Source organism: Micromonospora saelicesensis (genome assembly GCF_900091575.1).
In the GTDB taxonomy this organism is placed as follows: Bacteria; Actinomycetota; Actinomycetes; order Mycobacteriales; family Micromonosporaceae; genus Micromonospora; species Micromonospora saelicesensis.
In genome coordinates this window covers 122,655-147,963 of sequence record NZ_FMCR01000007.1, presented here as the reverse complement: position 1 = coordinate 147,963, position 25,309 = coordinate 122,655, and the positions used below count along the sequence as shown (strand labels likewise).

Here is a 25,309-nt window from a genome sequence, read left to right as displayed (position 1 = left end):
CGCCTCGGCGTACCGGTGGTGTCGGCCGTTCTTTCGCCCACCACGACGCCCGCTGGTCTAGGTTCTCGATGGTGAGCGGGACCAGGCGGCCCCGCGCCAGCTACGGGAAGGTGCGCGATGTCCGACCCTGATCTTGCCGACCTGCGCCAACGGGCCAAGGGCGGTGACCGGGACGCGGTCGACCAGCTCGTCGAGCTCGCGGGGGAGCGGGGCGACCTGGTCGAGCTGCGTCAGCTGGCCGAGGACGGCAACGCCGACGCGGCAGCCCAACTGGTCGAGCTCGCCACCGAACTCGGCGACGCGAACGAGCTGCGGCGCCTCGCCGACCGGGGCGACCGGGACGCCGCTGACCAACTCGTCGAGTTGGCTGCGGAGCGGGCGGACGTCGGTGAACTTCGCCGGCTCGCCGACGGCGGGAACCGGGACGCGGCCGACGTCCTGGCCGAGCTCACCGAAGAGCAGGACGAGGCGGAGTAGTCGGCCGGGACGCGGGAGCGCCCGCACCAGGGGTCACGTCGCGGTGGTGAGATATCGGCGGTAACCGAGAGCGGACTGCGCGAACCCGATGGACGCGTAGAACCGGTGGGCGTCGGTACGCGCGGCGTTCGACACCAGTTGGACCTTGTAGCAACCGGCCGCCGTCGCCTCGTCGAGCGCCGCCAGCATGAGGGCCCGGGCGACTCCTCGACGGCGCCAGCCGGGCGCGACCACCACGTTCTCCACCACCATGTACGGTCGCGCGCCGTGGGTGAGGTTGGGGGCGACGAGGGTGTCCAGGGTGCCCACGAAGGCGTCCCCGGCGACGGCCAGCAGGAGGCGGCGTCCGGCTTGGGCGTGCAGGTCGCGCCAGGCGGTGGCGAGCCGGGCGGTGTCCGGCCGTGCGTCGTCGGGGGCGAGTTGCCACAGCACGTCGAAGACCAGCTCGGGGTCGTCCTGCGCCACGGCGGCGCGGACGACGAAGTCCCCGCCGCTCACCGGGCCGACGCCGGAGTGTCCAGGTCGGACCGCACGGCGTGCCGACATGGTGACCCGACGGGCCGGGAGAGCTGCTCATCGACGTGCCTCACCATGCCGTCGAGGATACGTGTGCGGCTTCAGCGCGTGGCGGGCGACGGCGACCGGGGCCGCGCCGCCCGCTTCGGCGATGAATCCGGTCAGGCCCGCGCGGCCCGGATGGCGTCGCGCAGTGGGGTGCTCGGCCGGCCGAGCAACCGGCTGAGGTCGTCGCTGTCGGTTGCCAGCTCGCCATTGGCGATCGAGTGGTCGAGCGCGGCGACGAAGCCGGCGGTGCCCGCGTCCAGGCCGACGTTCTCCAGCGCCGAGGCCAGGTCGGCGGCGGACATGTCCTGGTGGACGACGGTGGTGCCGGTCACCTCGGTGACGGCCTCGGCCAGCTCGTCGAAGGTGAACGCGGTGCCGCCGAGTTCGTAGACGGCGTTGCCGTCCTCCTCCCGGGTCAGCGCGGCCACGGCCGCCCCCGCGTAGTCGGCTCGGGTCGCGGCGGAGATCTTGCTGCCGCCGGTGGCGCCGAGGATCGTGCCGGACCCCAGGTACTGCGGGAGCTGGTCGGTGTAGTTCTCGGTGTACCAGCTGTTGCGCAGCACGGTGTAGGTCAGACCGGATTCGGCGAGGACCTCCTCGGTGGCCTTGTGCTCCGGGGCGAGCGGGTTCGCTGTGGTGTCGGCCTTCAGGATGCTGGTGTAGACGAGACGCTCCACCCCGGCGAGCTTGGCGGCGTCGATGACCGCTGTGTGTTGCGCGACGCGCTGACCGGGAGTGTCGCCGGAGATGAGCAGCAGGCGGCGTACGCCGGCCACCGCACCGGGCAGCGTCGACGGGTCGTCGTAGTTGGCCTTACGGATCTCGACCCCGCGCGTGGCCAGGTCGGCGGCCTTCTCCGGGCTGCGGACGATGGCGGCGATCTCGGCGGCGGGTACGCCGCTGTCGAGCAACTGCTCGATCACCAGACGGCCCAGCCGGCCGGTGGCGCCGGTGACGGCATAGGTGGGCATGGGAACCTCCGGAGGGTGAGAACAAATCAGTAAGCACTTACGAATCTACAGCACTAACCGACAGGCGGCGTGAGATAGGCTGGTGAGGTGAGCGACATGCCGGCCCAGGACCCGGCGGGGCCTACCCAGGAATTCGTCAGCGATGTCTTCGCGCGGGGTTGCACCTCCCGTGCGGCGTTCGAGGACGTCACCTCGAAGTGGGCCTCGCTGGCCCTGTTGGCGCTCGGCGAGGGCCGCTACCGGTTCAACGCGCTGCGTCGCCGCATCGACGGGGTCAGCGAGCGGATGCTCTCCCAGACCCTGCAGACCCTCGAACGCGACGGGATGCTCACCCGCGAGGTGCTCACCGCGATCCCACCGCGCGTCGAATACTCGCTGACCCCGCTCGGTGCCCGGGTCGCCGAGCAACTGCGTGGCCTCGCCGATCTGCTGGAGGCCTCGGTGCCCGAGTTGCAGACCGCCCGCGACAGCCGCGAGCGCGACCGGAGCTAGGACGATCCCGCGCCGGCCTCGCGTGGCGCCACGACCGTCCGTGGGCTCTGGCGGATGCGCTGGGTCGCCACGACGCATCCCAGCACCACCAGCGCCGCCGCGATCGAGGCGGGGGAGACCACCTCGCCGAGCAGCAGCGCCGACCACCCCAGGGTCAGCACCGGCTGGGCGAGTTGGACCTGGCCCACCTGCGCTATCCCGCCCCGGGCCAGACCCGCGTACCAGGCGAAGAAGCCCAGGAACATCGAGACCCCGGTGAGATAGCCGAACGCCGACCAGCCGAGAGCGTCGGCCTGCGGCGGACTGGCGGCGGCGGCAACGGCCGTGACGGGAACGGTGACGGGCAGCGAGAGCAGCAACGCCCAGCAGATCGTCCGAGCGCCGCCCAACTCGCGGGCGAGCGCGCCGCCCTCGGCGTAGCCAAGGCCGCAGAGCACGACCGCCGCGAGCAGGAACAGGTCGGGCAGGGTGAGAGCCCCGCCTACCGCGCCGCTGGCGCCGAGAAAAGAGAGCACCGCCAGCAGCCCGCTGGCGCTCACGATCCAGAACAGCGGCGGCGGGCGTTCGCCGGCCCGCAGCACGGCGAACACGGCCGTCATCGCGGGCAGCGCGGCGATGACGACCGCGCTGTGCGCGGAGGTCTGGGTAAGAAGCGCCATCGAGGTGAACAAGGGAAAGCCGACGATGACTCCGAGGGCGACGATCGACAGCCGTTGCCACTGACCGCGGGTAGGCCGCGGTGCGCCGGTGAGACGCAGGTATGCCCATGCCAGCAGCCCTGCCCCGACAGCCCGGCCGAAGGCGACGAACCATGGGTCGAGCTGCTGCACGATGATGCGGGTGGCCGGAAGCGACAGGCTGAAGCCGAGCACGCCCAGGGCGCCGAGGCCGAACCCGACGATCCGATCCGCTGTTACCGCGTTTCTGGCAGTAGCGCTACTCTTGTCCCTCATGGAGAACGGTAACGCAGCCCAACGCGTTATCCAAGATCTGCGGGGTCTCGCGGCCGCCGCCGGTCCCGGTGCACGGCTGCCCTCGGTACGCGAGCTGACGGCCCGGCATCAGGCCTCGCCGGTCACCGTCGCCGAGGCGATCCGTCAGTTGGCGGCTGAGGGGCTGATCGAGACGCGACCCGGCCGAGGCACCTTTGTGGCCACTCCATTGGACGAGCCGGGCGTACCTGACCTGTCCTGGCAGACCGTCGCGCTCGGGCCCCGCCGGTTCGGTCAGGATGAGATGCAGGCGCTGTTGGCGCTGACGCCCGCCGGAACGATCCCGCTGTCCGGTGGCTACCTCCACGCCGACCTACAGCCTGCCGCTGCGCTCGGCGCCGCCCTCACCCGAGCCGCCCGCCAGCCCGCGAGCTGGCAGCGTGGGCCGGTCGAAGGTCGCGCGGACCTGCGCGCCTGGTTCGCCCGTGAGGCCGGGGCGGGGCTGCACGCCGAGGACATGGTGATCTGCCCCGGCGGGCAGGCCGCCCTGTCGTCCGCGTTGCGGGCACTCACCGCGCCCGGCGACGCCCTGCTCGTCGAGTCGCCGACCTACCTGGGTGCGTTGGCCGCCGCCCGCGCGGCCGGGCTGCGGGTGGTGCCCGTGCCGGCTGACGCCGACGGGGTACGGCCCGACCAACTCGCCGCGGCGTTCGCCCGCACCGGCGCCCGGCTCTTCTACTGCCAGCCCCTGTACGCCAACCCGCACGGCGCGACGCTGGCGGAGCACCGCCGGGCGCAGGTCGCCGAGGCCGTACGCGACGCCGGGGCGTTCCTGATCGAGGACGACTACGCCCGTGACCTCACCATCGACGATCCGGCCCCGCCGCCACTGGCCAGCGATGATCCCGACGGTCACGTCATCTACCTGCGCTCGCTGACCAAGTCGACGGCCCCCGGGCTGCGCGTCGCCGCCATCGGAGCCCGTGGCCCGGCCGGGGCTCGACTGCGCGCTGCGCGGCTGCTCGACGACTTCTTCGTCGCCGGACCGCTGCAACAGGCGGCGATCGACTTCCTCACCTCTCCGGCGTGGTCGCGGCATCGCCGGGCACTGCGCACGGCCCTCCGGACACGCCGTGACGCGTTGCTGACCGCGCTACGTCGGCATCTGCCGAACCTTGCTCCACAGTGGATCCCACGTGGAGGCATGCACCTCTGGGTGCGCCTCGCCGCCGGCACCGACGACGCGGCACTGGCCGCTGCCGCGGCGGCCGAAGGCGTCGCCGTCTTTCCGGGCCGGCCCTGGTACGCGGCCGAACCCCCGGCCCCGCACCTACGCCTCACCTACGCGGCAGCCGCGCCCGAACTCATGGACGAGGCCGTTCGACGCCTCGCCCGCGTCCTCCGTTGAACACCGGGCACGCCTGGCTGGGTGGCGTCCTGCGCGTGGGTCTCAGGTGTTCAGCGTCTCGCGCGGTGGCACACCGAAGCTGGCGTGGTAGCGCGCGGTGAACCTGCTGTGGCTGGCGAATCCCCACCGACTGGCGATCGCCGAGACGGTCTCCTGGCGCGGGTCGGCGCGTACCAGGTCGTGGTGTGCCCGGACGAGCCGGATCCGACGCAGGTAGGCCATCGGGGTGGTGCCGAGGTGACGGCGGAAGGCGAGTTGCACGGCCCGGAGGGAGACGCCGGCGGCGCCGGCGATGTCGGCAGCGCTGATGTCCCGGTCGGCGTGCTCCTCCAGAAACGTGATCGCCCGTCGCAGCGTGGCGGTGGTGGCGTCGTTCCGGTCCGCGGCGGTCGGTTCGGTGAACGCGGTGTTGGGGAAGACCGCGAGCGCCGCCGCGGCCAGCATCCGGGCGGCGTTGCCGATCACCAGAGACTGTGCCCCGGCGGCCGGGCTGTTCAACACGACGTCGCGGACGAAGCTGGTGGTGTTGCGCCACTGCCGGGCGAGGGCCGTGCTGGCGGCGCTCAGCTCGGTGAACTCGATCCGACCGGGCCGACGGGCCGGCGCGGTGGTGGCCACCTGCGCCAGCACCGACAGATCCAGTACGCAGAGTTCCACCTCGCCGGGATGCCAGTGGACGGTGCACGGCTCCTCCGGCCTGGTGACGAGGAAGACGTCGCCGGGGCCGAACCGGTGGGCCGATCCGGCGCAGGAGCGATCGCCGTGCGCGGTGCGGTTGTGAGCGATGACCAGCCCGCCGAGGGTGCTGGCATCGATCTCGAGGTGCCCGGTCTGGCGGGTGGTCGCGATGGCGAAGGGGCCGGTGTCGACGCGGTGGTGGGTGAGCCGGTATCCGTTCCTGCTCTGGATCCGCAGCTTCGGGTCGTACGTGGCGGACAGGAATTCCTGGATGGCCGCCGGGTCACGGCTGTCGAACTGGTGGGTCTGCACTGGCGATGACGTCATCCGCTGTCTCCGTCCGGTGGAGGTGCCGCCGGTGCTGGAACGGGTGCCGACGGCAGGTATCGGGACGTGCCGGGGTGCTCGGCGGTGACCCGGCACATCGTTGGCCGGCGGTGCGGTGGGATGGAACGTCGCGAGCGGGACGGCAGCGACCGGTTGAGCGTGTCGGAGCTGGTCTGACCATTCACTGAGTCTGAGACGCAATATCTGTAGATGGGAATGTCACCATACGACAATCAACGACGCGCCGTCCTGCGAATCACTGTGCGGTGTCGGCAGTTCGACTTCGTTTTCTGGCTAGCGCGCCAAATGGTTCTACGTCCGCTGTCCTAGCCACCCTCGTGGCCGACAGCGAAATCTTGTTCATGATTCGTCGGAGGATGACCGGGTCACTGCCGGGAGGCCGACCCACGGAGGGGGAAGCGTGGACAGTACCGATCCTGACCGCGTCGTTCGGCTCGCCGTCGCCGAGGCGCTGGCCCGGGTGGCGGACGAGGACAGCCTGGGTCTGGGCGAGGGAGACGCGCTGGAGAGGCTCGGGCGTGGGCTCCGTGAGGTGCTGCGCCGCGCACTCGACGACCGGGTGCCACTGACCACGCCGGAGTTCGTCGACCTCTGCCGCGACCTGGGCCTGCACCGTGACGCCTTCGACCTGCTGGGGCACTATCTGATGACCGCGTTGCTGACCCAGCACGTCGGACCGGACGCCCTGATCCGTGTCGGGGTGCTCTTCGGCACCGTCGGGCGCTACCTGCCCGGTGCCCGTCCGGTGGCCCACCGAAACGAAAGTCCCGCGGCACGGCGACGCGACGTGCGGTCGGACAACAGCGTCGTCGGTCGGTACCGCCGCGCCAAGCTGCCGGAGCACCTCCCCAACCCGCCGAGTTGGACCTGCACCGGATGCGGCCGCGAGTGGCCCTGCGCCACCAAGCAGAGCCAACTGCTCGCCGAGTTCGGTGGAGCGCGCGCCTCCCTCGCTGTCTATCTCGGCTCCTGCCTCGTCGCCGCCGCTGAGGACCTGCCCACGTTGCCGCTGCCCCGGGTCCGGCTCCGATTCCTGGGCTGGCTGCCGCGCGCCCGGATCTGACCGGGCCGTCGAAGCAGACCGGTCGTCCGGTGCCCTGACCCGGACAGCTCGGTGCCGGTGCCGACTGGACACTGCGCGAGCACGGGGTGACCCGCTGCTGTCCGGCCCGGCATCGCGCGCAGGTCGGGGCAGGGTGTTCATCGTGCGCACCCGCTGCGTACGGCGGTTGTTCACCGCCTTCTCCGAGGCTCCTTGATCGAAAGAGCATTCGCTTGATCGAGGAGAGGCTCTCAGGTGAGAGACAAGCATCCCGAAGAGACCGAGCACGCGCAGCTGTCCCGGCGCAAGCTGGTCAAGTACGCGGGCGTCGGCGCGACGCTGGCCGCGGCCAGCCCACTGGTCGGGGCCGGCGCGGCATGGGCCGACGAGGACCGCCGGCCGGGTGACGACGACAAGACCGACCGGGGCACCTCCAAGAACCGGGCGTGGCGTGCGGGCGACCACCACATCCACTCCGAGTACAGCGGCGAGTTCGACACCACGAAGTCCCCGATCGTCTTCCACAAGGGCGCGGACGCGGTCTACCCGATCGTCACCAACGCCATCATGGCCAAGAACTTCGGCCTGACCTGGGCGATGTGCACTGACCACGGTGGACCGACCCACTCGAAGGTGAACATCGAGCAGGCGTACCCCGACCTGCTGCGGTCGCGCAAGCTGGTCCCCGAGGTGCTCCAGTTCTGGGGCATGGAGTTCGACGCGCCCTCGCTGGACCACCACACGCTGATGATCCCCCGCCATGAGGACGAGGCGAAGCAGCTCTTCGAGCTGGAGAGCCGGTTCGCCAAGTACGACGCGTTCCCCACCGACCCGGCCCGCGACACCGAGGCCAAGATGGTGGAGTTCCTCAAGGTCGCCCGGGGCATGCCGCACAAGCCGCTGGTGATCGCCCACCACGCGTCCCGTTCGGCCCCCGGTCTCGGCGTCTACGGTCAGGACACCCCGCGCGAGTTCCGCAACGGCAACAACGCCGCGCCGGACGTCTACATCGGCTTCGAGGGCGCGCCCGGTCACCAGGCCGGCCCGCTCAACGGTGGCAAGCGGGGCGGCTACGGCAACCACCCCACCTACGGCGGCTTCGACCAGATGACCGCCCGGGTCGGCGGCCTGTGGGACTCACTGCTCGGCGAGGGCCGGCGTTGGTGGATCACCGCGACCTCGGACTCGCACGTGCACTGGACCCGGGGCGGCTCTGACTTCTGGCCGGGCGAGTACAGCAAGACCTACGTGCACGCCCGCCAGGACTACGGCGACATCATGGACGGTCTGCGCAACGGCCGGATCTGGGTCACCACCGGTGACCTGATCCGCAGCCTCGACGTCACCGCCACATCCCAGGGCAGGACCGCCGAGGTGGGCGAGACGATCACGGTGAGCCGCCGTAGCCGTACCGATGTCGATATCGAGATCACCTTCCGCCCGCTGGGTGGGGTGAACGCGAACGGCGACCGGCCCGAGGTCCGCCGGGTCGACCTGATCGTCGGCCAGATCACCGGCCCGAGCGCCAGCCTGGACGCCGACACCAACCCCACCACCAAGGTGGCGGCCCGGTTCGGCCCGCGGGACTGGCGTCGGCAGGGCGACAGCTACGTCATCCGGCACACCTTGCGCAATGTCGAGGCGGACACCTACGCGCGGGTGCGTGGCACCAGCACCGATGAGGCCGAGCCGCTCGCCGATGGGCTGGAGAGCCCGTGGGACGACCTGTGGTTCTACTCGAACCCGGTCTTCGTGCACGTGCGCTGACCGAGTGCGGTAGCGACATCGCGGGCCTGTCCAGCACCGCTCGACGGACGACGTCGGGCGGTGCGGGGCGGGTCCGTTCTGCTGTATCCGGGTCAGTCGGGCCTGCTGCGGCGGGCTCGGGGGGTGGCGGTTCGCCCGCTCCGCGCCGTTGCGGCGCCGGTCCGGCGCGCGGCGGGCGCCGCCGTCGCCGGATCGGCCTGCACCTGTGTCACCACCTCGCAGAGGTCGCGCAACGGGTCCATCGCCTGGGCCGAGCAGGCGACCTTCTGGAGCAGTGACCGCAGCGTCGCCGACTCGGCCGAAGTGAGCGCCCCCAGCAGATGCGACTCGACCTGCCGCAGCGCCGACCGCCGCTGCTCCCACGCGGTGCGGCCGGCGTCGGTGACCTCGACCAGCCGGTTGCGTCGGTCGGCCGGGTCCGCGCGCCGGGCGACGAACCCGGGCCGCTCCAGGTCGTCGATCAGGTACGTGAGGACGGTGCGGTCGATGCCGATCTCCTCGGCGATCGCGCCCTGGTTTCGGTCCGGCCCGTTGCTGGCCGCGGTGAGCAGTTGGTAGCCGCGCGGGCCACCGGGGAAGTCGGTGAGCGCGTGCTCGGCCGCCCGGACGTAGCCGCGGAAGACGATCCCGAGCATCCAGCCCAGGTCGTCGTCGAGCGGATCGGGCCGGTCAGGCCGGTGAGAGGCACCCGTCATCCCCCGACAATAGCGCAGTGAGCCAGACCTTGTTGGCAGAAGATGTTCTGTGTGGCATAAGGTTGAGGTCACGACGCATCGTCCGAGGCGTCGGGGAAATCGGGAGGCTCGCAGATGAGCGACTACGGCCACGATCTGGTCTTCGGCTCCTTCGTCACGCCCAGCGCTGACAATCCGGGCCGTGCGGTCGGCGTCGCCGTCCTGGCCGAGCAGGTCGGGTTGGACCTGGTCACCTTTCAGGATCACCCGTACCAGCCGGCGTTCCTCGACACCTGGACGCTGCTGAGCTTCGTGGCGGCCCGCACCAACCGGGTGCACCTGGCGGCGAACGTGACCAACCTGCCACTGCGTCCGCCGGCGGTGCTCGCCCGCAGTGTGGCCAGCCTGGACCTGCTCACCGGTGGCCGGATCAGCCTCGGCCTCGGGGCGGGGGCGTTCTGGGATGCCATCGAGGCGATGGGCGGCCGGCGGCTGACCCCCGGCCAGGGCGTACGAGCGCTGGAGGAGGCCATCGAGGTCGTCCGTCAGCTCTGGGACGTCGAGACGCGCGGCGGAGTGCGGGTCGACGGCGAGTTCTACCGGGTGATGGGCGCCAAGCGCGGTCCCGCTCCGGCCCACGCGGTGCCGATCTGGCTGGGTGCGTACAAGCCGCGGATGCTCCAGCTCACCGGTCGTCGGGCCGACGGTTGGCTGCCCACGCTGGGCTACCTCCAGCCCGGTGACCTGGCCAAGGGCAACGCGATCATCGACGACGCCGCGCAGCAGGCCGGCCGGTCCCCGCGGGACGTGCGTCGGCTGCTCAACATCGCCGGAGAGTTCTCGGCCGTCGGGCGCGGCCCGCTGAACGGGCCCGCCGAGCAGTGGGCCGAGGAGCTGGCCGAACTGGCACTGGAGGAGGGCGTCGGCACCTTCATCCTGGGCAGCGACGACCCCGACGACCTGCGCCGCTTCGCCGGCGAGGTGGCCCCCGCCGTCCGCGAGCTGGTCGCCGCCGAACGTGACCGGGGCGCGGCTGCGGAGCGTACGCCGGAACCCGAGCCGGAGCCGGTCGCTGCGCCGCCGGTCCGGGCGAGCCGCGCCACCGCGACCGGTGGTGCGTTCGCCGTGGTGCCGACCCCGGACGACGGCGTACGGCGAAGCGAGCAGCAGGTGTGGGACGAGTCGAGCCGGCCGACCGGGCCCGAGCCTGACCCGGAGCGCACCTACACCCCGCAGGAGCAGGCCACCGGCGCACACCTCGTGCAGATCCACGACGGCCTGCGCGCCGAGCTGGCCCAGATTCACGACCTGATCGAGCAGGTGGCGGCCGGCGAGATCGACGCCGGCGCGGCCCGGTCCCACATCAACACGATGACCATGAGGCAGAACCGGTGGACGCTCGGCGTCTACTGCGAGTCGTACTGCCGCATCGTCACCACCCACCACACGATCGAGGACCAGTCGTTCTTCCCCAGGTTGCGGGCACGTGACCCCCGACTCGGCCCGGTGGTCGACCGGCTGGAGCAGGAGCATCACGTCATCCACGACGTACTGGAGGGTGTCGACCGTGCCCTGGTCGCGTACGTCGGGTCTCCGGACGGCCTCGCCGAGCTGCGGGCCGCTGTGGACCTGCTGACCGACGCCCTCCTGTCGCACCTGAGCTACGAGGAGAGGGAGCTGGTCGAGCCGTTGGCGCGGTTGGGGATCGCCTGATCAACGCGCCGCGGCGGCGGCTCGGGGTTGCCCCGCTCCAATCTGAGAGACTACTCTCGAAACATGTCTCTCAAGAATCCGTACGGGGATTTCGAGATCAGCGAGCCGCAGGCGCTTCGGGCGCTGGCCCACCCGGTCCGGCTGGCGATCCTGGAGCACCTTCAGCGGCACGGCCCGGCCACGGCCACCGGGCTCTCGCCGCACGTCGGCGCCACACCGTCGGTGGTCAGCTGGCATCTGCGGCACCTCGCGACGTTCGGCCTGGTCCTCGACTGGGACGGTGCCACCAGCAAGCGGGAACGCTGGTGGCAGGCGGCAGCCCGAGGCTTCCGCTTCACGGTGCCGGAGGGCACCGAGGGGCAGTCCGCCAGCCAGCAGCTACGCGGCGAGATGTTCGCTCGCAACGCCGATGCACCCCAGCAGTGGCTGTTGCATGAGGAGCCCCGACTGGACCCCGAGTGGCGCGCGCTGGCCGGCATGGCCGACACGCGGTTCGTGGCCACCGCCGACGAGCTGCGGCAACTGGAGGAGTCCATTGAAGAGCTGATCGCCCCGTACGTGCGGCGCAAGGAGGGGTCGGCCCCGCCCGACGCGCGGATCGTCCGGATGCTGCGCTACCTGCTGCCCGAGCCGGGGGACGAGGCCCCGGCCGAGCCCGGCGACGACGACGCGGCCACGTCGTGACCGCCGCCACCGACGCCCCCACCGACACCGGGCCCCCGACGGCCCTGCACCGTGACCGGCGGTTCCGCACCTTCTGGATCGGCGAGACGATCTCCCACTTCGGCGATCGGATCAGTGAACTGGCCCTACCGCTGATCGCCGTCACCCTGCTCACCGCCACACCCGTGCAGGTCAGCGTCCTCACCGCGCTGATCTGGCTGCCGAACCTGCTGGGCCTGTTCCTGGGCGCCTGGGTGGACCAGCGCACCCACAAGCGGCGACTGCTGATCATCGCGGATCTGATCCGCGCCGCGGTGCTGCTCAGCCTGCCGGTGGCCTACCTGTTCGACGCGATCACCCTCACCCAGCTCTACCTGGTGGCACTGCTCACCGGCTTCGGCGCGGTGCTCTTCGCCATGGCGCGTCAGGCGTTCTTCGTCGGCCTGGTGCCGCGGTCGGCGTACGTGGACGCGAACAGCAAGATGAGCATGAGCCGGTCGCTCTCCTTCATCGCCGGCCCGGCCGTCGGCGGTGGGCTGGTCCAGGCGCTCAGCGCGCCGATCGCGATCGTCGTCGACGCGGTCTCCTTCCTCGGCTCCGCGCTGCTGCTCAGCCGCATCCCGGTGACCGAGCCCCCGCCCCCGCCGCGCCGGACGTCCACTCTCGGCCTGGTCCGCGAAGGGCTCGTGCTGGTGCTGCGGCACCCGGTGCTACGGGCCGCCCTCGGCTGCACCAGCACTGTCAACTTCTTCACCTTCATCGCCGGCGCGCTGCTGGTGCTCTACGCCAGCCGTGAACTCGACCTGTCAGCCGGCGCGATCGGCATCGCTCTCGGTTTCGGAGCGCTCGGCGGATTCGCGGGCGCGGCGCTCGCACCTCGGGTCTCACGCGCCATCGGTCTGGGCCGTACCGCCATGATCGGCGCGGTGCTCTTCCCCGCGCCACTGGCGCTGACCGCGCTGGTGTCCGGACCCACCTGGACGAAGGTGGCCATGCTGGCGGCCATCGAGCTGGTCTCCAGCGTCGGGGTGATGCTGATGGACGTGAACCTCAACGCCCTCCTCATCGCCGTGACACCCGACGACGCGCTGGGACGCCGAGCCGGTGCCTACAGTGCTGTCAACTACGGCATCCGACCGCTCGGCGCGCTGGTCGGCGGTGCGTTGGGCACCACCATCGGGCTGCGGCCCACCCTGGCCATCGCCGGCCTGGGTGGCGTGCTCGCCGTGCTGTGGTTGCTCGCGTCACCGGTGCGCCACATCCAGACCATCGATGCGGCCTGAAGGCTGCGGCGGCGCATGATCGCGGTGGGCGGCACCCACCCGGACGAGCGGTATACCTCAGAGTCATAAATATGCCACCGAGGTATACCGCTCGTTGGGCTGATCGTGCGGCTGCCCTGTCAGCGGCTGACCCGCGTCGGCCCGGTCCTGCGGCCCGGCGCGGGCCAGCCGGCGCGGCTCTGCCGGCCCCGGGTCAGCCGGCGCGGCCCTGCCGGCCCGCGGGTCAGCCGGCGCGGCCCTGCCGGCCCCGGGTCAGGCAGCGAGGGTCAGGCGGCCTCGGCCAACAGGATCCGGGCCAGCTCGGTGGGCTGGGAGAACATCGGCCAGTGGCCGGTGTCCATGGTGACCAGTCGCCAGTGGTCGCTGGTCAGCAGTTTCGCCACCGTGTCGTTGGGCTCAGGCCCGTCGAGCAGGCACTTGACGTACGTCGCCGGCAGCTCGCCCAACGGCCGGGTCAGCACGGCCGGCTCGGTCAGCGTGGCCCCCGGATGCGGCGTGGAGCCCTCGATCAGCCGGGCGACCTGCTCGTCGGTGAGACCCTGACCGTCGAAGTCGGCCGCGCCGAGCGGAGCCCAGTAACCGTTGTTGTCGGCGATCTGCGCCTCGAAGGCCGCCTGGCCCTGCCACCAGCCGGAGGCGAACGACCCACCGTCGACCGGCACCTCGGAGTCCACGAAGACCACCCGGCTCAACCGCTCGCCGATCCGCTCGGCGGCCTGACCCACCGGAATGCCCGCGTAGCTGTGCCCGACCAGCACCACGTCGTGCAGGTCGCCGCGCTCGATCTCGTCGACGATGTCCTGCACGTGGGTCTGCTGTCCGGCGGGCACGCCCTGCTTCTCGGCGAGGCCGGAGAGGGTCAACGCGTGGGTGCCGTGGCCGGCCGACCGAAGTGGTGCCACCACCTCGTCCCATGCCGACGATCCCAGCCACGCCCCCGCCACCAGTACGAATTCAGCCATGGCCGGGAGCCTAACGCCGACCTGCGACAGGTTGGCGGGTCACGACCAGGTGCGGGCCTCGGCCTCGAACACCTCCGGTGGACTCTCCACCGGAAGCACACAGAGCAGGTGGCCACCGGGCGCCCGCAGGATCCGGCACTCCAGCCACTGCGACACCTCGGTGGCACCCAGGGCCAACAACCGTTCGGTCTCGGCTGGCACGTCGTCGGTCTCGATGTCGAGGTGGAAGCGCGGCGTATCGTCGACCGCCTGGACCGCGGTGACCAGCCCCGGCAGTGCCTCGTGCAGGCCGACGAACTGCGGCTCGGCCGGATCGGACCGGGTGCTGACGCCGAGCGCCGCCGACCAGAACTCTGCCGCCCGGGCGGCCTCCGCCTCGGGAGCGTCGATCAGTAGCGCGTACACGCGGCTTCGGTGCATGCCGGCCAGGATATCGAGAATGTGAATGTGGTGCTGGACGCGGCGCGTGGCACCCGAGGGCCGTTGATCGCGCGGACTCAGCCGGTGGCGTCGAGGTGGGCCGCGATCTGCCTCGGCAGCGGGTAGCTCCGTTCGGCCGGCAGGTGGTCCGTGGCCGCCCGCAGTTCGTGGGCCCGCACCAGTTCCCGTACGCGGTGGACGGTGGCGGTGATGTCCGTGACGCTGACCGTCCAGTCGTCGACGTACCGGGCGACGGCTTCGCCGGACAGTCCGACCTGCAAGGACCGGTAGGGCAACGCGCTCAGGTGCAGTGTCCGTTCCGGATCCCACTGCACCCGTACCGGGCTGGCCTTGAGGTGCCGCGACCACGTCGCCCGGTCACCGTGCAGGCCCTGGTCGTAGTGACTCAGACAGGCTCGCGCCAGCGCCCACTCGAAGCCCTCCCGCGTGATGTCGATGGACAGGACGCGCTCCTGCCCGGGCTTGGTGGCCCAACCGCAGCGGTACATCATCCACAGGAACGACGGCTTGATCCAGGTCATCCGGTCACGCTTGAAGGGGGCCACGAAGCGACCGGCGGCCACCGCCGGCAGCGCGATCTCCGGCGGGTACGCCTGGTACACGGTGACCGTGTCGGCCGAGAAACGAGCACGGATCTGGCGGGCAGGAACGGACACCCTGCGATCTTCACCCATCGGACCGCATCCTCTCCACCGGGATTTCGTACCCCCGGCCGGGGGAGACCCGGTGCGGACCGGCGGCTGCCGGATTGAGCACTCAGGCGTGGTCCCGGGCGGGCGGCCCGATCTCAACGGGCATCCGGTAGATCTGGACCGGGTATTCGACGGCCGAGACCCCGCCGTTGAGCCCGGCGGTCAGGTGCAGCTGGGCCGCCGGCATCCAGAGCCGGGCATCGGCGTCGAGCCACATCGCGTCCACCCAGGCCAGTCGGGGGTCGGCGACGAGTGTCCGTACGCTGCGGTCGGGTGCGAGGACGAGGACGCGCCGTCGTTCCAGGTCGCTGAGGTAGATGGTGCCGGTGGCGTCGATGGCCGTGCCGCCGGTGCTGGGTGTGTCACACCAGCGTTCGACCCTCCGGGCCAGCTCGTCGGCGGACACCGACGGGTCGTCCAACCAGCGGGTGGCGATCCGGGACATCCCGCCGGAGGCCGGCTGGTAGTAGAGCCAGCGACCCTCCGGCGACACCTCCAACTGGTCCACGTGCAGGCGTACCTCGGCGCCGCCCGGGTCACGCAGCGCGCGACCGTCGGCGACCACCGGGCCGCCCGCCGTGCTCGGATGGCCGTCCAGCACCCGTCTCGACCGACCCGAGTCGAGGTCGAGCACGATGAGGCCCGCCGCCCCGGCATCGCTGAAATACGCCACCCGGCCGTTGAATCGGACGTCGTCGACGTAGCTGCCCGGGTGCACCGCCTCGTCGAGGTGGTAGACCCGCTCCACGTGGTCGTCGTCCGGGTCGACCGCGATCAGCCGAGCGCCGCCCGGCACCTGCGCGCCGCCGATCCGCGGCGACCCCGAGTCGATGATCCACAACCGGCCATCCGGGCCGGCGCGCAACCCGTTGACGTGCACGAACGCCCCGCTCGGCGGCTGGTCGGCACGGTTCCACGCGGCGTCGGGGTAGGGGACACGACGGCCGTCCGGCAGCGCCTCCACCACCTGCACGCCGGGCCGATCCGCTGACGGGTAGCTCAGGAACACCCGCCCGCGCAGTGTGGTCACGCCCGTGCACACCCGGTCTTCGTGAAGCACCGGCGTCAACCGGTGATCCTCCTCGGTGGGCAGCGACGACATCGACCTGCTCCTCACCCGCCCGGCGGCGCCTCCGCTTCAGCCGGTAACCGACGGCTACGGCCGTCCGGCGCGGTATCCCCGGAGCGTGCCGGCCGAAACCGCCGGTCGCAGGACACCACCGGCGCCCAACCGGCGGCAGGGGTGCCCTCGGCGCTCAGCCGATCGGCGGTGCCGGGGGGCCGACCCGGGCGGCGAGCCGCTTCGGGGCCATGACGCAGTAGCTCTCGGTGAGCAACTCACCCACCTCCTCCCAGTCGGTGTTCCCGTCCAGGACCATGCCCACCACGTTCGGGCTCCAGTCCGGTTTGTAGAAGGGGTGCCCCGTGGCGAGGAGCCCGGCGATCTCGTCGAGTGGCGACCGGAAGGTCAGCAGGCAGGCGGGCTGGTCGAGGGCGGCAGCCCGTGCGTGCACCGTCTGGCGATCGGGGTCGACGGTGAGCACGTGGGCGATGGTCCGCTTGCGGATGCGCCAGCGGGTGCCCACCCAGGCGGGCTCCTCGTAGGTTTCCGGCAGCCCGAGACAGATCGGCCGCAGCCGGTCGAGGATCTCGGGCGGGACGTCTCCGGGTGCGGTCACGGGCAACGACGCTAACCGGTCGGTGTGACAAGTTCCGCTCGTCGAAGCCCGCCCGGGCCGGTGGTGCCCGCCCTGCCGATCCGCGAGGATGGGCGGGGCGACAGTGGGCCGTCGCCCCGGCCCGACCCGCCCCCGTGCCCGCTGAGGAGTGCCGTGCCGTCCACCCTGCTCTCCCGCCGTGACCTCGACTTCCTGCTGCACGAGTGGCTGCGGGTGTCCGAGCTCGTCGAGCGCCCCCGCTACGCCGAGCACTCCCGGGAGACCTTCGACGACGCCCTGGATCTCGCCGAGCGGGTGGCCACCGAGCAGTTCGCCCCGCACAACCGCGCCGCCGATCTGGCCGAGCCCACCTTCGACGGGCAGCGGGTGCGGCTGATCCCGCAGGTCCGTGCGGCGTTGGACAGCTTCGCCGAGACGGGCCTGCTCACTGCCGGGCTGGACGCCACTGTCGGTGGCCTGCAACTGCCGCACGCCGTCGCGGCCGCCTGCTTCACCTGGTTCCAGGCCGCCAACGTGGCCACCTCGGCCTACCCGTTCCTCACCCTGGGCAACGCCAACCTGCTGCTGGCGCACGGCAGCCCCGAGCAGGTGGACACCTACGTCCGGCCCATGCTGGACGGCCGGTTCTTCGGCACCATGTGCCTGTCCGAGCCGCACGCCGGCAGCTCGCTGGCCGACATCACCACCCGCGCCGAGCCGCAGGCGGACGGCACGTACCGGCTCTTCGGCACCAAGATGTGGATCTCCGGTGGCGACCACGAGTTGGCCGAGAACATCGTCCACCTGGTGCTGGCGCGCATTCCGGGCGCGCCGCCCGGCGTCAAGGGCATCTCGCTGTTCATCGTGCCGAAGGTGCTGGTCGGCCCGGACGGGTCGCTCGGTGAGCGCAACGACGTGGCGTTGGCCGGGCTCAACCACAAGATGGGGTTCCGGGGCACCACCAACACACTGCTCAGCTTCGGCGACGGCGCGCACACCCCGGCCGGCCGCGCCGGGGCGGTCGGTCACCTGGTCGGCGCGCCGCATCAGGGCCTGGCACAGATGTTCCACATGATGAACGAGGCCCGGATCGGGGTCGGGGCGGGCGCCACCGCGCTGGGCTACACCGGCTATCTCAAGAGCCTGGCGTACGCGAAGGAGAGGCCGCAGGGCCGGCCGGTCGGCGCGAAGGACCCGGCCGCCGCGCAGGTGCCGATCATCGACCACCCCGACGTACGTCGAATGCTGCTGGCTCAGAAGAGCTACGTGGAGGGGGCACTGGCGCTGGTGCTCTACTGCGCGCGGTTGCTCGACGAGCAGAAGACCGCCCCGGCCGAGGCCGACCGCGAGCGCGCGCACCTGCTGCTTGACGTGCTCACGCCGATCACGAAGAGTTGGCCGTCGCAGTGGTGCCTCGCCGCGAACGACCTGGCGATCCAGGTGCTCGGAGGTGCCGGCTACACCCGCGACCACGACGTGGAGCAGCACTACCGGGACAACCGGCTCAACCCGATCCACGAGGGCACCCACGGCATCCAGGCACTGGATCTGCTGGGGCGCAAAATGATCATGCACGGTGGCGCTGGTCTCACCCTGCTGACCACGACGATCGGTGACACGGTCGAGCGGGCCGGCAAGGTCGGGGGAGAGGCGGCCGAGCTGGCCGATCGGCTGGCCGCCGCGGTGGACCGGATCACCGCGGTCACCCGTCGACTGTGGGCCGACGGTGACCCGGTGCTCGCGCTGGCCAACGCCAGCGCCTACCTGGAGGCCGTCGGGCACGTGGTGATCGCGTGGATGTGGTTGGAGCAGGTGCTGGCGCTGCCGGCGGAGAGCGCCGGCGACGCGTTCCACGCCGGCAAGCGGCAGGCCGCCCGCTACTTCTTCACCGTCGAGTTGCCCCGGACCGGCCCGCAGTTCGACCTGTTGGAGAGCCGGGACCGCACCACGCTCGACATGCGCCCGGACTGGTTCTGACCGGTCCCGCCGCCGGTCACCGTCGGCGGGACTGGTGGCTCATGGCCTGCCGCCCCTTGACGACGCCCCAGACGATCACGATCACCAGCGCGATCACACCGATGATGATCAGCCAGCGGACCGCCTCGAGCAACAACCCGAGCAGGATCAGCACGCCGGCGACCACGCCGACAACCCAGAGCAGTGCACGCATGTCGACCTCCCGTAACCGGCCGCGCCTGGTGCGGCCGGCCCCGGCTTCTCCTTCCCCGTCCGGCCGACACCATGCGCGAGCGGCATACCGGAGTCGATCAGGGGTTGGTACGCGCCACGTAGACGGTGTTGGCCGACTCCCCGCCGGTCAGCGGGTTGGCGAACGGCACGACATGCGCGCGTACGCTCGCGAACACCTCGGTGAGCGCGGCGGTGAACTCGGCGTCCGGCGGGTCGTCCGACCAGAGTGCGAAGACGCCCTCGGGGCGCAGTAGGGCGGCCAGGCGACGCAACCCGGCCGGCGGGTAGAACGCTGCGTGGCTCGGGTGCAGGACGTTGCGCGGGGAGTGGTCGACGTCGAGCAGCACGGCGTCGAACCGCCGGCCGGGCACCTCCGCGTCCAAGCCGGTGTCACCGGCGACCGCCGCGAAGAAGTCGGCCTGCACAAAGCGGGTCCGGGGGTCCTCGGCGAGCCCCGCCGCGAACGGCAGCAGCCCTCGTTGGTGCCAGTCGATCACGTCCTCGATCGCCTCCACCACGAACAGTGAGCGCACCCGGGGGTCGCCCAGCGCCGCGCAGGCGGTGTAGCCCAGCCCGAGACCGCCCACCACCACGTCGATCGAGTCACCGGCCACCTCGGCGAGACCGAGCCGGGCCAGCTCGATCTCCGCGACCGGGAAGAGGCTGGACATCAGGTACTCGTCGTCGAGCTTGACCTCGTACACCTCGACCTGGAGTGCCGGGTCCCGGCGTCGGCGCAGGCTGATCGCGCCGATCGGGGTCTCCCGCCAGGCCAGCTCTTCGAAACGCGCGCCCACGGGTGCCCTCTCGCCGCCGGATTCGTCCATGGATGGTAGCGGTTGCCCCGCGACGGGCGGCCACGCAGGGTCCGCGGGACATCGACGCAGCGCATATCCTGTGCCCGGCCGATCCACCGGAGGAGACCCATGCCGTCGCGGCAGGACCAGCTGCACTCCTACCAGTTCAGCGTCCAGCGGGCAGTCGCCGCCCTGGTCATGCGGGAGACCGACCCCGCGCAGTCGCCGTTTCGGCGGCTGGCCGGCGCCGGCCTGGCCAGCGTCCTGGTCGCGGCGATCGGGCTCGGCGGTTTCGCCCTCTACGGCCTGTTCGCCGGCGGCGGCAAGGGGTGGCGCGACCCGGGCGCGGTGATCGTGGAGAAGGAGTCCGGGGCCCGGTTCGTCTACCGCGAGCAGAAGCTGCACCCGGTGCTCAACTACGCCTCGGCGCTGCTCATCGTCGGTGCGGACCGCTCGAAGACCGTTCTGGTGTCCCGACGCACGATCGACGGGGTGCCGCGCGGGCTGCCGTTGGGCATCGCCGACGCACCCGACTCGCTGCCCGCCCCGGGCCGGCTGGCCGCCACGGCGTGGACGGTCTGCTCGACGGTCCCGGCCGGTACGGGCGTCGAGGCGCCCCGCTCCGCCTTGCTGATCGGCACCGAGCCCGGCGGCGGTCGACCGTTGGGCGACGACGCGCTGCTGCTGCGCCACCCCGACGGCGGGCTGCACCTGGTCTGGCACCAGCGCCGCTACCTCGTCCGTGATCCGAGCCGGGTGCTGGCGGCGCTCGCCACCACCCGGGCCCAGGCGGTCCGGGTGGCGCCGGCACTGCTCAACTCGCTGCCCGCCGGCACCGACCTCGCCCCACTCGACCTGCCCGCGCTGGGTCGGCCCGCCACCCGGGTGCCGGGTGCGGCGATCGGCACGGTCTACCTGGTGAGCAACTCCGGTGGCGGCCGGCAGTACGCGGTGGCGCTCGACGCCGGCCTGGCCGGCATCACCGAGCTGCAGGCGGGGTTGTTGCTGGCCCGCACCGGGCAGGTCGAGCCGGTGCCGATGACGTTGGGTCGGTTCGCCGCGCTGCCCACGGTGCCTGACCTGGCCCCGACCGGCCCGAACGCCCCGCCACCGACCCCGCCCCGGCTCGCGGCCGGCGACGGCGGAGCGCTCTGCACCCGGATCGGCGACGACGGCGGGGTTGGTGAGGTGCGCTGGGGCGTACCGCTGCGGGACCTGGCGGCCGTGCCCCGCACCGCGCCGACCGGCGGAGCGGTGCTGGCCGACCACGTGGTGGTGGAGCCGGGCCGGGGCGCGGTGGTCGAGGCCGCGGCGGCGCCCGGCGCGACCGGCGGCGCGGTTTCCGTGGTCACCGACCTGGGCCGACGGTACGTGCTGGCCGACCGGGAGGTGCTCCCGATGCTCGGCTACCGCGACGTGCGGCCGGTGCGGCTACCGGCCGGGCTGGTCAGCCTGGTGCCTGCCGGTGCCACCCTCGACCCGGCCGCCGCCCGCGCCGTCGCCGCCCCAGACTGAGGGCGACCCGGCGTGCCGGCACCGAAGTGTGCCCGCGGTGATCAAGAGGTTTGCGTCAGAACTTGGCGCGAGCCTGACGCAAACCTCTTGATCACCGGGAAGCAACGCGCGGCGGGCGGTGCTCAGTCGGCCGGGCGGCGCAGGACGGTGACCGCGAACGGGGCGTCGTCGCGCCACGGGCGCAGGTCCCAGGTGGCGAAGCGCTGCTCCACGCGCAGCCCGGCGGCCACCGCGTCGGCGTCGAACGCGGTCAGCGGGTAGCCGCGCTCGGTGCCGAAGCCCACTGTCAGCACGCCGTCGGGTCGCAGGTGCGCGGCCACCCGGCGCAGTACCTCCGGTTCGGTGCCGACGGCGACGAAGGCGAGCACGTTGCCGGCGAGCACCGCCGCGTCGAACGGTTCCGTCTCACCCAGCGCCGGTAGATCCAGCTCGGCGAGGTCGGCGACCAGCCACGTCGGGCCGGGATAGTCGGCGCGGGCGGCATCCACCAGCGCGGGGTCGGCGTCCACCCCGACCACCGTGTGCCCCCGCTCGGCCAGCGCGGCACCGACGCGGCCGGTGCCGCTGCCGGCGTCGAGAATGCGGGAGCCGGGCGCGACGAGAGCGTCCACCAGTCGGGCCTCGCCGGCCAGGTCCGCGCCCTCGGCCGCGAGCTTGCGGAACCGGTCGATATACCACTGTGAGTGCTCAGGACCGGTGTCGGTCGCCCAGCGGGTCGGGTTGGCCATGAGGCCACCGTATCCGGGCCGGTGGGGGCCTGGCGGGCGACCCGGACGAGACCATCATCCCTTCTCAGCGCCGCTGGTCAGCCCCTCGGTGAGCAGCCGTTCGCTGGCGAAGAAGAGGATCACGATGGGCAGGGTGAGCACGACCGACCCGGCCATCAGCACGGTCTTGGGGACCTCCACCCCGTCGGCGAGCAGGGACAACCCGAGTGACACCGTCCACCGGTTGGGTTTGTCGACCAGGAACAGCAGGGCGAAGAGGAACTCGTTCCAGGCGATCATGAAGTCGTAGAGCGCTACCGCCATGATCGACGGCATCGCCAGGGGCAGGCTGACCCGGCGGATGATGCCGAGCCGGCCGGCGCCGTCGATGGCGGCGGACTCCTCCAGACTGACCGGGATGGTCTCGAAATAGTTCTTCAGCATGTAGACCGACACCGGCAACGTCTGCGAGATGTAGACCAGCACCAGACCGAACAGCGAGCCGCGCAGCCCGGCCCGGGTGAAGACCACGAACAGCGGGATCGCGATGACGATCGACGGGAACAGGTAGACCGCCAGGAACAGGAAGTCCACCTGCCTCCGGCCGAAGAACCGCAGCCGGGCCACCGCGTACGCGCCGGGGATCGCGACCAGGAGGGTGAGCACGGTCGCCGCGACGGCGACCAGCCCGCTGTTGCGGATGAAGGTGAGGAAACCCTGGCCGCCGTCGTCGGTGGCCTTGAGCACCTCCGCGTACGTGGCCACTGTCAGCTCACCGAAGCCGACCACCAGCGCCCCGGGGTCGAGCAGCAGCCGCTCGATGGGGCGCACCGAGAGCACCAGCATGTAGTAGAAGGGGAAGACCGTGATCACCAGGAACACGGCGATCACCAGGCGGCGCAGCCAACGCAGGCTCACCGTCTCGACAACGTCCCGGTCCATCAGCTCACCCTCCGTCCGAAGAAGCGCAGATAGATCAGCACGAACACGATGAGTACCACGGCCAGCACGACCGCCTGCGCGGCAGCGGCCCCGATGTCGGTACGGGCGGTGAGGAACTCGTACACCCGGACGCTGACCACCTCGGTGCCGGCCGCACCACCGGTGAGCAGGTAGACGTCGTCGAACTTGTTGAACGTCATGATGAAGCGCAGCACGCCCAGCAGGGCGATCACCGGCAGCAGTTGCGGCAGCAGGATGTGCCGGAACCGCTGGGTGGGAGTGGCGCCGTCGACCCGGGCGGCCTCCTCCAACTCGCCGGGCACCGCCTGGAGCCGGGCCAGCAGGAACAGGAACGCGAACGGGAAGTACCGCCACGCCTCGAAGACGATCACCGTGGCCAGTGCTGTCGACTCCTGGGTGAGGAACGGCACCGGAGCGTCCCAGCCGAGCAGGCGTTGACCCCACGCGTTGACGATGCCGAGCTGTGGGTCGAGCATCACCTGCCAGACGAACGTCACGGCGACCACCGGCGCCACGTACGGCAGCAGCATGGACGCCCGGACCAGGGTGCGACCCCGGAACGGCCGGCGGACGACCAGTGCGGCCACCAGGCCGAGCAGGATCGACCCGACGGTGCCGCCGATGCTGTAGATCAGCGTGACCCACAGCGTCTCGGCGAAGCCGGGGGTGTGCAGCACCCGGTCGATGTTGTCCATGGTGAACTCGCCGAACAGGCCGGTCTTGCGCAGCGTGGCCAGCCGGACCCGCTGGAAGGCGAGCACCACTGTCCACACGATCGGGATGCCGATGACCGCGATGGTGACGAGCAGGGTCGGTGCGACCAGCGCGAGCCCGGCCCGGGATTCGCGGCGGCGCAGGGTCAACGGTCGGCGCCGGGGTGGTGCCGGCCGCTCCCTGGTGGGGGAGCGGCCGGGGCCGGGCGCGGTGGTGGTCAATTGACGCCCGCCTTGATGGCGTCCACGTCCTTCGTGGCCCGGTTGGCGGTGGCCGCCGCGTCGGACTTGCCGGAGACGAGGTCGCCCAGCACCTTGGGCACCGGCAACTCGCCGAGCATGGCGCCGACGAGTTTGCCCTGCCCCTGGCTGAGGCCCCAGCGCCCGAAGGTGTCCGGGCTGCGGCGGAGCGTGGCCAGCACCTCGTCGCCGTACACGTCGCTGAGGGGCTTCTTCGCGTCCACGCCCGCCTGGCTGGTGTTCCAGGCGGTCAGGTACGCCTCCGGCTCGGCGGGGGTGCCCTTGCGCACCGGGAAGCGGCCCTCGGGGGACATGCCGAACCAGCGCGGGTAGCCGTCACCGAGCATGTACTCCACGAAGGACTTCGCCGGGTCGGCCGCCGCGCCGTCGAGAACCGCCCACGAGCTGATCTCGCCGTACTGGGCCGGTTCGGTGCCGTTCGGGCCCTTGATCGCGGTGACGAACCCGCTGTTCTTCGCGAGGAACGCCGGGTCCGTCTGGCACTGGGGACAGGTCGGCTTGGCGTCGTTGCGCAGCCCCGCCAGCTCGTCGAGGATGAACGGTGACCAGATCACCATGGCTGCCTTGCCCGCGAAGTAGGTGGCCCGGGTGGTGTCCACGTCCTGCGCGCCCTTCACCGAGCTGGTGCGGATCAGGTCACCGTAGAAGCGGAACGCCTCGACGCACTGGGGCGAATCCAGTGTCACCTTCCCCGAGTCGTCGGTGAGCTGGCAGCCGTTGGCCAACGCCAGGTGCTCGAAGGTCTGCTGGGTGAACACGTCGCTGGGGGCGGTCGCCGCGGTGATGCCGGCGACGCCGCCGGTGTTCAGTCGGGCCGCGGCGGCGGTGATCCGCTCGTACGTGTCGGGGGCGGGCAGACCGGCCGCCGCGAACAGGTCCTTGCGGTAGACGAGCAGCTGCCCCCAGCCGTCGCTGGGCACGGAGAGCTGTTTGCCGTCGTCGGAGGTGAGCTCCAGCGCTCGGGGGGAGAACGTCTGCTTGCCCAGCTTGTCGACGACCTCCGCGTTCGCCGAGGTGTGCAGCAGCTCGTTGCCGGCGAGCGTACGGATGCCGGCGAGGGAGACCGACCCGACCACGTCGGGCAGGTCGCCGGCGGCGGCGTTGGCGGCGATCAGGGAGGGGAACTGGTCCTCGTTGACGGTCACGAGATCGACCTGGATCCCGGTCTTGGCGGTGAAGTCGGCGATGATCGCCTTGGTGGCGGTGACCCGGTCGGCCACGTCTTCCAGGCTCCAGACGGTGATCTTTTTGCTGTTGCTGTCTGAACCGTCATCTCCGCAGGCCAGCAGGGTGGACGCTGCTAGTGCCATGATCAGGGTGGTGGCGAGTATCCGCCTCGGAGGTGCTGACATCGGTGGCACTCCTCTCGAAGGGTACATGCCGGATTCAACACCTTCG

The 25,309-nt window shown here is 71.5% G+C and carries 26 protein-coding genes; 10 read left to right on the top strand and 16 right to left on the bottom strand.

What is annotated here, in order from left to right; genetic code table 11:
• Nucleotides 1-117 precede the first annotated feature (117 nt).
• Complete coding sequence (locus GA0070561_RS27150; protein ID WP_091406775.1) at nt 118-477, top strand: hypothetical protein; 360 nt, start codon at nt 118-120, stop codon at nt 475-477.
• Between the two features lie 33 nt (nt 478-510).
• On the opposite strand, the gene GA0070561_RS27145 is transcribed toward GA0070561_RS27150, so the two are convergent.
• Nucleotides 511-975 (bottom strand): GNAT family N-acetyltransferase, encoded by a 465-nt coding sequence (locus GA0070561_RS27145; protein WP_208603866.1) that lies wholly within the window; start codon nt 973-975, stop codon nt 511-513.
• A gap of 179 nt (nt 976-1,154) precedes the next feature.
• Entirely contained in the window at nt 1,155-2,012 is an 858-nt protein-coding gene (locus GA0070561_RS27140; protein ID WP_091406771.1) for an SDR family oxidoreductase, read from the bottom strand.
• A gap of 96 nt (nt 2,013-2,108) precedes the next feature.
• Between GA0070561_RS27140 and GA0070561_RS33300 the strand changes: the two genes are divergently transcribed.
• Entirely contained in the window at nt 2,109-2,504 is a 396-nt protein-coding gene (locus GA0070561_RS33300; RefSeq protein ID WP_208603877.1) for a winged helix-turn-helix transcriptional regulator, read from the top strand.
• On the opposite strand, the gene GA0070561_RS27135 is transcribed toward GA0070561_RS33300, so the two are convergent.
• The gene (locus GA0070561_RS27135; protein WP_141710462.1) at nt 2,501-3,457 is read right to left on the bottom strand and encodes a DMT family transporter; all 957 of its coding nucleotides are present in this window, start codon (nt 3,455-3,457) and stop codon (nt 2,501-2,503) included. The genes GA0070561_RS33300 and GA0070561_RS27135 overlap by 4 nt on opposite strands.
• Between GA0070561_RS27135 and GA0070561_RS27130 the strand changes: the two genes are divergently transcribed.
• The gene (locus tag GA0070561_RS27130) at nt 3,456-4,844 is read left to right on the top strand and encodes an aminotransferase-like domain-containing protein (RefSeq protein ID WP_091406769.1); all 1,389 of its coding nucleotides are present in this window, start codon (nt 3,456-3,458) and stop codon (nt 4,842-4,844) included. The two genes, GA0070561_RS27135 and GA0070561_RS27130, sit on opposite strands and share 2 nt — an antisense overlap.
• 42 nt (nt 4,845-4,886) lie before the next feature.
• Here GA0070561_RS27130 and GA0070561_RS27125 read toward each other — a convergent pair whose 3' ends face one another.
• Nucleotides 4,887-5,849, bottom strand: a complete 963-nt coding sequence (locus GA0070561_RS27125) for an AraC family transcriptional regulator (protein WP_091406767.1) — start codon at nt 5,847-5,849, stop codon at nt 4,887-4,889.
• A 421-nt stretch (nt 5,850-6,270) separates the two neighbouring features.
• Between GA0070561_RS27125 and GA0070561_RS34370 the strand changes: the two genes are divergently transcribed.
• Both GA0070561_RS34370 and GA0070561_RS27115 read left to right on the top strand, forming a co-directional pair.
• Nucleotides 6,271-6,933 carry a hypothetical protein gene (locus GA0070561_RS34370; RefSeq protein ID WP_244166455.1) on the top strand — a complete coding sequence of 221 codons (663 nt, stop codon included), beginning with the start codon at nt 6,271-6,273 and terminating at the stop codon, nt 6,931-6,933.
• Nucleotides 6,934-7,167: 234 nt separating this feature from the next.
• On the top strand, nt 7,168-8,679 hold the full coding sequence (locus GA0070561_RS27115) for a CehA/McbA family metallohydrolase domain-containing protein (protein ID WP_091406765.1): 1,512 nt from the start codon (nt 7,168-7,170) through the stop codon (nt 8,677-8,679).
• Between the two features lie 92 nt (nt 8,680-8,771).
• On the opposite strand, the gene GA0070561_RS27110 is transcribed toward GA0070561_RS27115, so the two are convergent.
• Nucleotides 8,772-9,374 (bottom strand): MarR family winged helix-turn-helix transcriptional regulator, encoded by a 603-nt coding sequence (locus GA0070561_RS27110; RefSeq protein ID WP_091406763.1) that lies wholly within the window; start codon nt 9,372-9,374, stop codon nt 8,772-8,774.
• 114 nt (nt 9,375-9,488) lie between these two features.
• On the opposite strand from GA0070561_RS27110, the gene GA0070561_RS27105 reads away from it, so the two are divergent.
• The 3 genes from GA0070561_RS27105 (at nt 9,489) to GA0070561_RS27095 (ending at nt 13,012) form a co-directional block, all read left to right on the top strand.
• The gene (locus GA0070561_RS27105) at nt 9,489-11,066 is read left to right on the top strand and encodes an LLM class flavin-dependent oxidoreductase (RefSeq protein WP_091406761.1); all 1,578 of its coding nucleotides are present in this window, start codon (nt 9,489-9,491) and stop codon (nt 11,064-11,066) included.
• Nucleotides 11,067-11,129: 63 nt separating this feature from the next.
• Entirely contained in the window at nt 11,130-11,750 is a 621-nt protein-coding gene (locus GA0070561_RS27100) for an ArsR/SmtB family transcription factor (RefSeq protein WP_091406759.1), read from the top strand.
• Entirely contained in the window at nt 11,747-13,012 is a 1,266-nt protein-coding gene (locus GA0070561_RS27095) for an MFS transporter (protein ID WP_091406757.1), read from the top strand. Before GA0070561_RS27100 ends, GA0070561_RS27095 begins: the two co-directional genes overlap by 4 nt.
• Before the next feature lie 266 nt (nt 13,013-13,278).
• Here the strand turns inward: GA0070561_RS27095 and GA0070561_RS27090 are convergent, their stop codons facing one another.
• The 5 genes from GA0070561_RS27090 to GA0070561_RS27070 all read right to left on the bottom strand — a co-directional run bounded on the left by GA0070561_RS27090 (nt 13,279) and on the right by GA0070561_RS27070 (nt 16,786).
• Complete coding sequence (locus GA0070561_RS27090) at nt 13,279-13,974, bottom strand: alpha/beta fold hydrolase (RefSeq protein ID WP_091406756.1); 696 nt, start codon at nt 13,972-13,974, stop codon at nt 13,279-13,281.
• Nucleotides 13,975-14,013: 39 nt separating this feature from the next.
• The gene (locus tag GA0070561_RS27085) at nt 14,014-14,394 is read right to left on the bottom strand and encodes a VOC family protein (protein WP_091406753.1); all 381 of its coding nucleotides are present in this window, start codon (nt 14,392-14,394) and stop codon (nt 14,014-14,016) included.
• Nucleotides 14,395-14,471: 77 nt separating this feature from the next.
• The gene (locus GA0070561_RS27080; protein ID WP_091406751.1) at nt 14,472-15,071 is read right to left on the bottom strand and encodes a DUF4291 domain-containing protein; all 600 of its coding nucleotides are present in this window, start codon (nt 15,069-15,071) and stop codon (nt 14,472-14,474) included.
• Nucleotides 15,072-15,171: 100 nt separating this feature from the next.
• Entirely contained in the window at nt 15,172-16,209 is a 1,038-nt protein-coding gene (locus GA0070561_RS27075) for an SMP-30/gluconolactonase/LRE family protein (RefSeq protein ID WP_091406750.1), read from the bottom strand.
• Between the two features lie 154 nt (nt 16,210-16,363).
• Nucleotides 16,364-16,786: an MmcQ/YjbR family DNA-binding protein gene (locus GA0070561_RS27070; protein WP_091406748.1), complete on the bottom strand. Its 423-nt coding sequence runs from the start codon at nt 16,784-16,786 to the stop codon at nt 16,364-16,366.
• Nucleotides 16,787-16,939: 153 nt separating this feature from the next.
• On the opposite strand from GA0070561_RS27070, the gene GA0070561_RS27065 reads away from it, so the two are divergent.
• Complete coding sequence (locus GA0070561_RS27065) at nt 16,940-18,742, top strand: acyl-CoA dehydrogenase (protein WP_091406746.1); 1,803 nt, start codon at nt 16,940-16,942, stop codon at nt 18,740-18,742.
• A gap of 16 nt (nt 18,743-18,758) precedes the next feature.
• On the opposite strand, the gene GA0070561_RS33780 is transcribed toward GA0070561_RS27065, so the two are convergent.
• Together GA0070561_RS33780 and GA0070561_RS27060 are read right to left on the bottom strand one after the other, a co-directional pair.
• A complete protein-coding gene (locus GA0070561_RS33780) occupies nt 18,759-18,935 on the bottom strand; it encodes a hypothetical protein (protein WP_167362498.1) in 177 nt (58 codons plus the stop codon).
• 97 nt (nt 18,936-19,032) lie between these two features.
• A complete protein-coding gene (locus GA0070561_RS27060) occupies nt 19,033-19,752 on the bottom strand; it encodes a polyamine aminopropyltransferase (RefSeq protein ID WP_091406745.1) in 720 nt (239 codons plus the stop codon).
• 129 nt (nt 19,753-19,881) lie between these two features.
• Here GA0070561_RS27060 and eccB point away from each other — a divergent pair, with 129 nt between their 5' ends.
• Complete coding sequence (gene eccB / locus GA0070561_RS27055; protein WP_091406743.1) at nt 19,882-21,267, top strand: type VII secretion protein EccB; 1,386 nt, start codon at nt 19,882-19,884, stop codon at nt 21,265-21,267.
• A gap of 122 nt (nt 21,268-21,389) precedes the next feature.
• Here eccB and GA0070561_RS27050 read toward each other — a convergent pair whose 3' ends face one another.
• From GA0070561_RS27050 to GA0070561_RS27035, 4 genes are read right to left on the bottom strand one after another with little or no spacing between them, the layout of a single operon-like run.
• Nucleotides 21,390-21,995, bottom strand: a complete 606-nt coding sequence (locus tag GA0070561_RS27050) for a class I SAM-dependent methyltransferase (protein WP_091406741.1) — start codon at nt 21,993-21,995, stop codon at nt 21,390-21,392.
• Between the two features lie 54 nt (nt 21,996-22,049).
• Nucleotides 22,050-22,916: a carbohydrate ABC transporter permease gene (locus GA0070561_RS27045; protein WP_091406739.1), complete on the bottom strand. Its 867-nt coding sequence runs from the start codon at nt 22,914-22,916 to the stop codon at nt 22,050-22,052.
• Nucleotides 22,916-23,872, bottom strand: coding sequence for a carbohydrate ABC transporter permease (locus GA0070561_RS27040; protein ID WP_091406737.1), 957 nt, complete (start codon nt 23,870-23,872; stop codon nt 22,916-22,918). Before GA0070561_RS27040 ends, GA0070561_RS27045 begins: the two co-directional genes overlap by 1 nt.
• Entirely contained in the window at nt 23,869-25,263 is a 1,395-nt protein-coding gene (locus GA0070561_RS27035) for an ABC transporter substrate-binding protein (protein ID WP_091406735.1), read from the bottom strand. The genes GA0070561_RS27040 and GA0070561_RS27035 overlap by 4 nt, the downstream gene beginning before the upstream one ends.
• Nucleotides 25,264-25,309 lie beyond the last annotated feature (46 nt).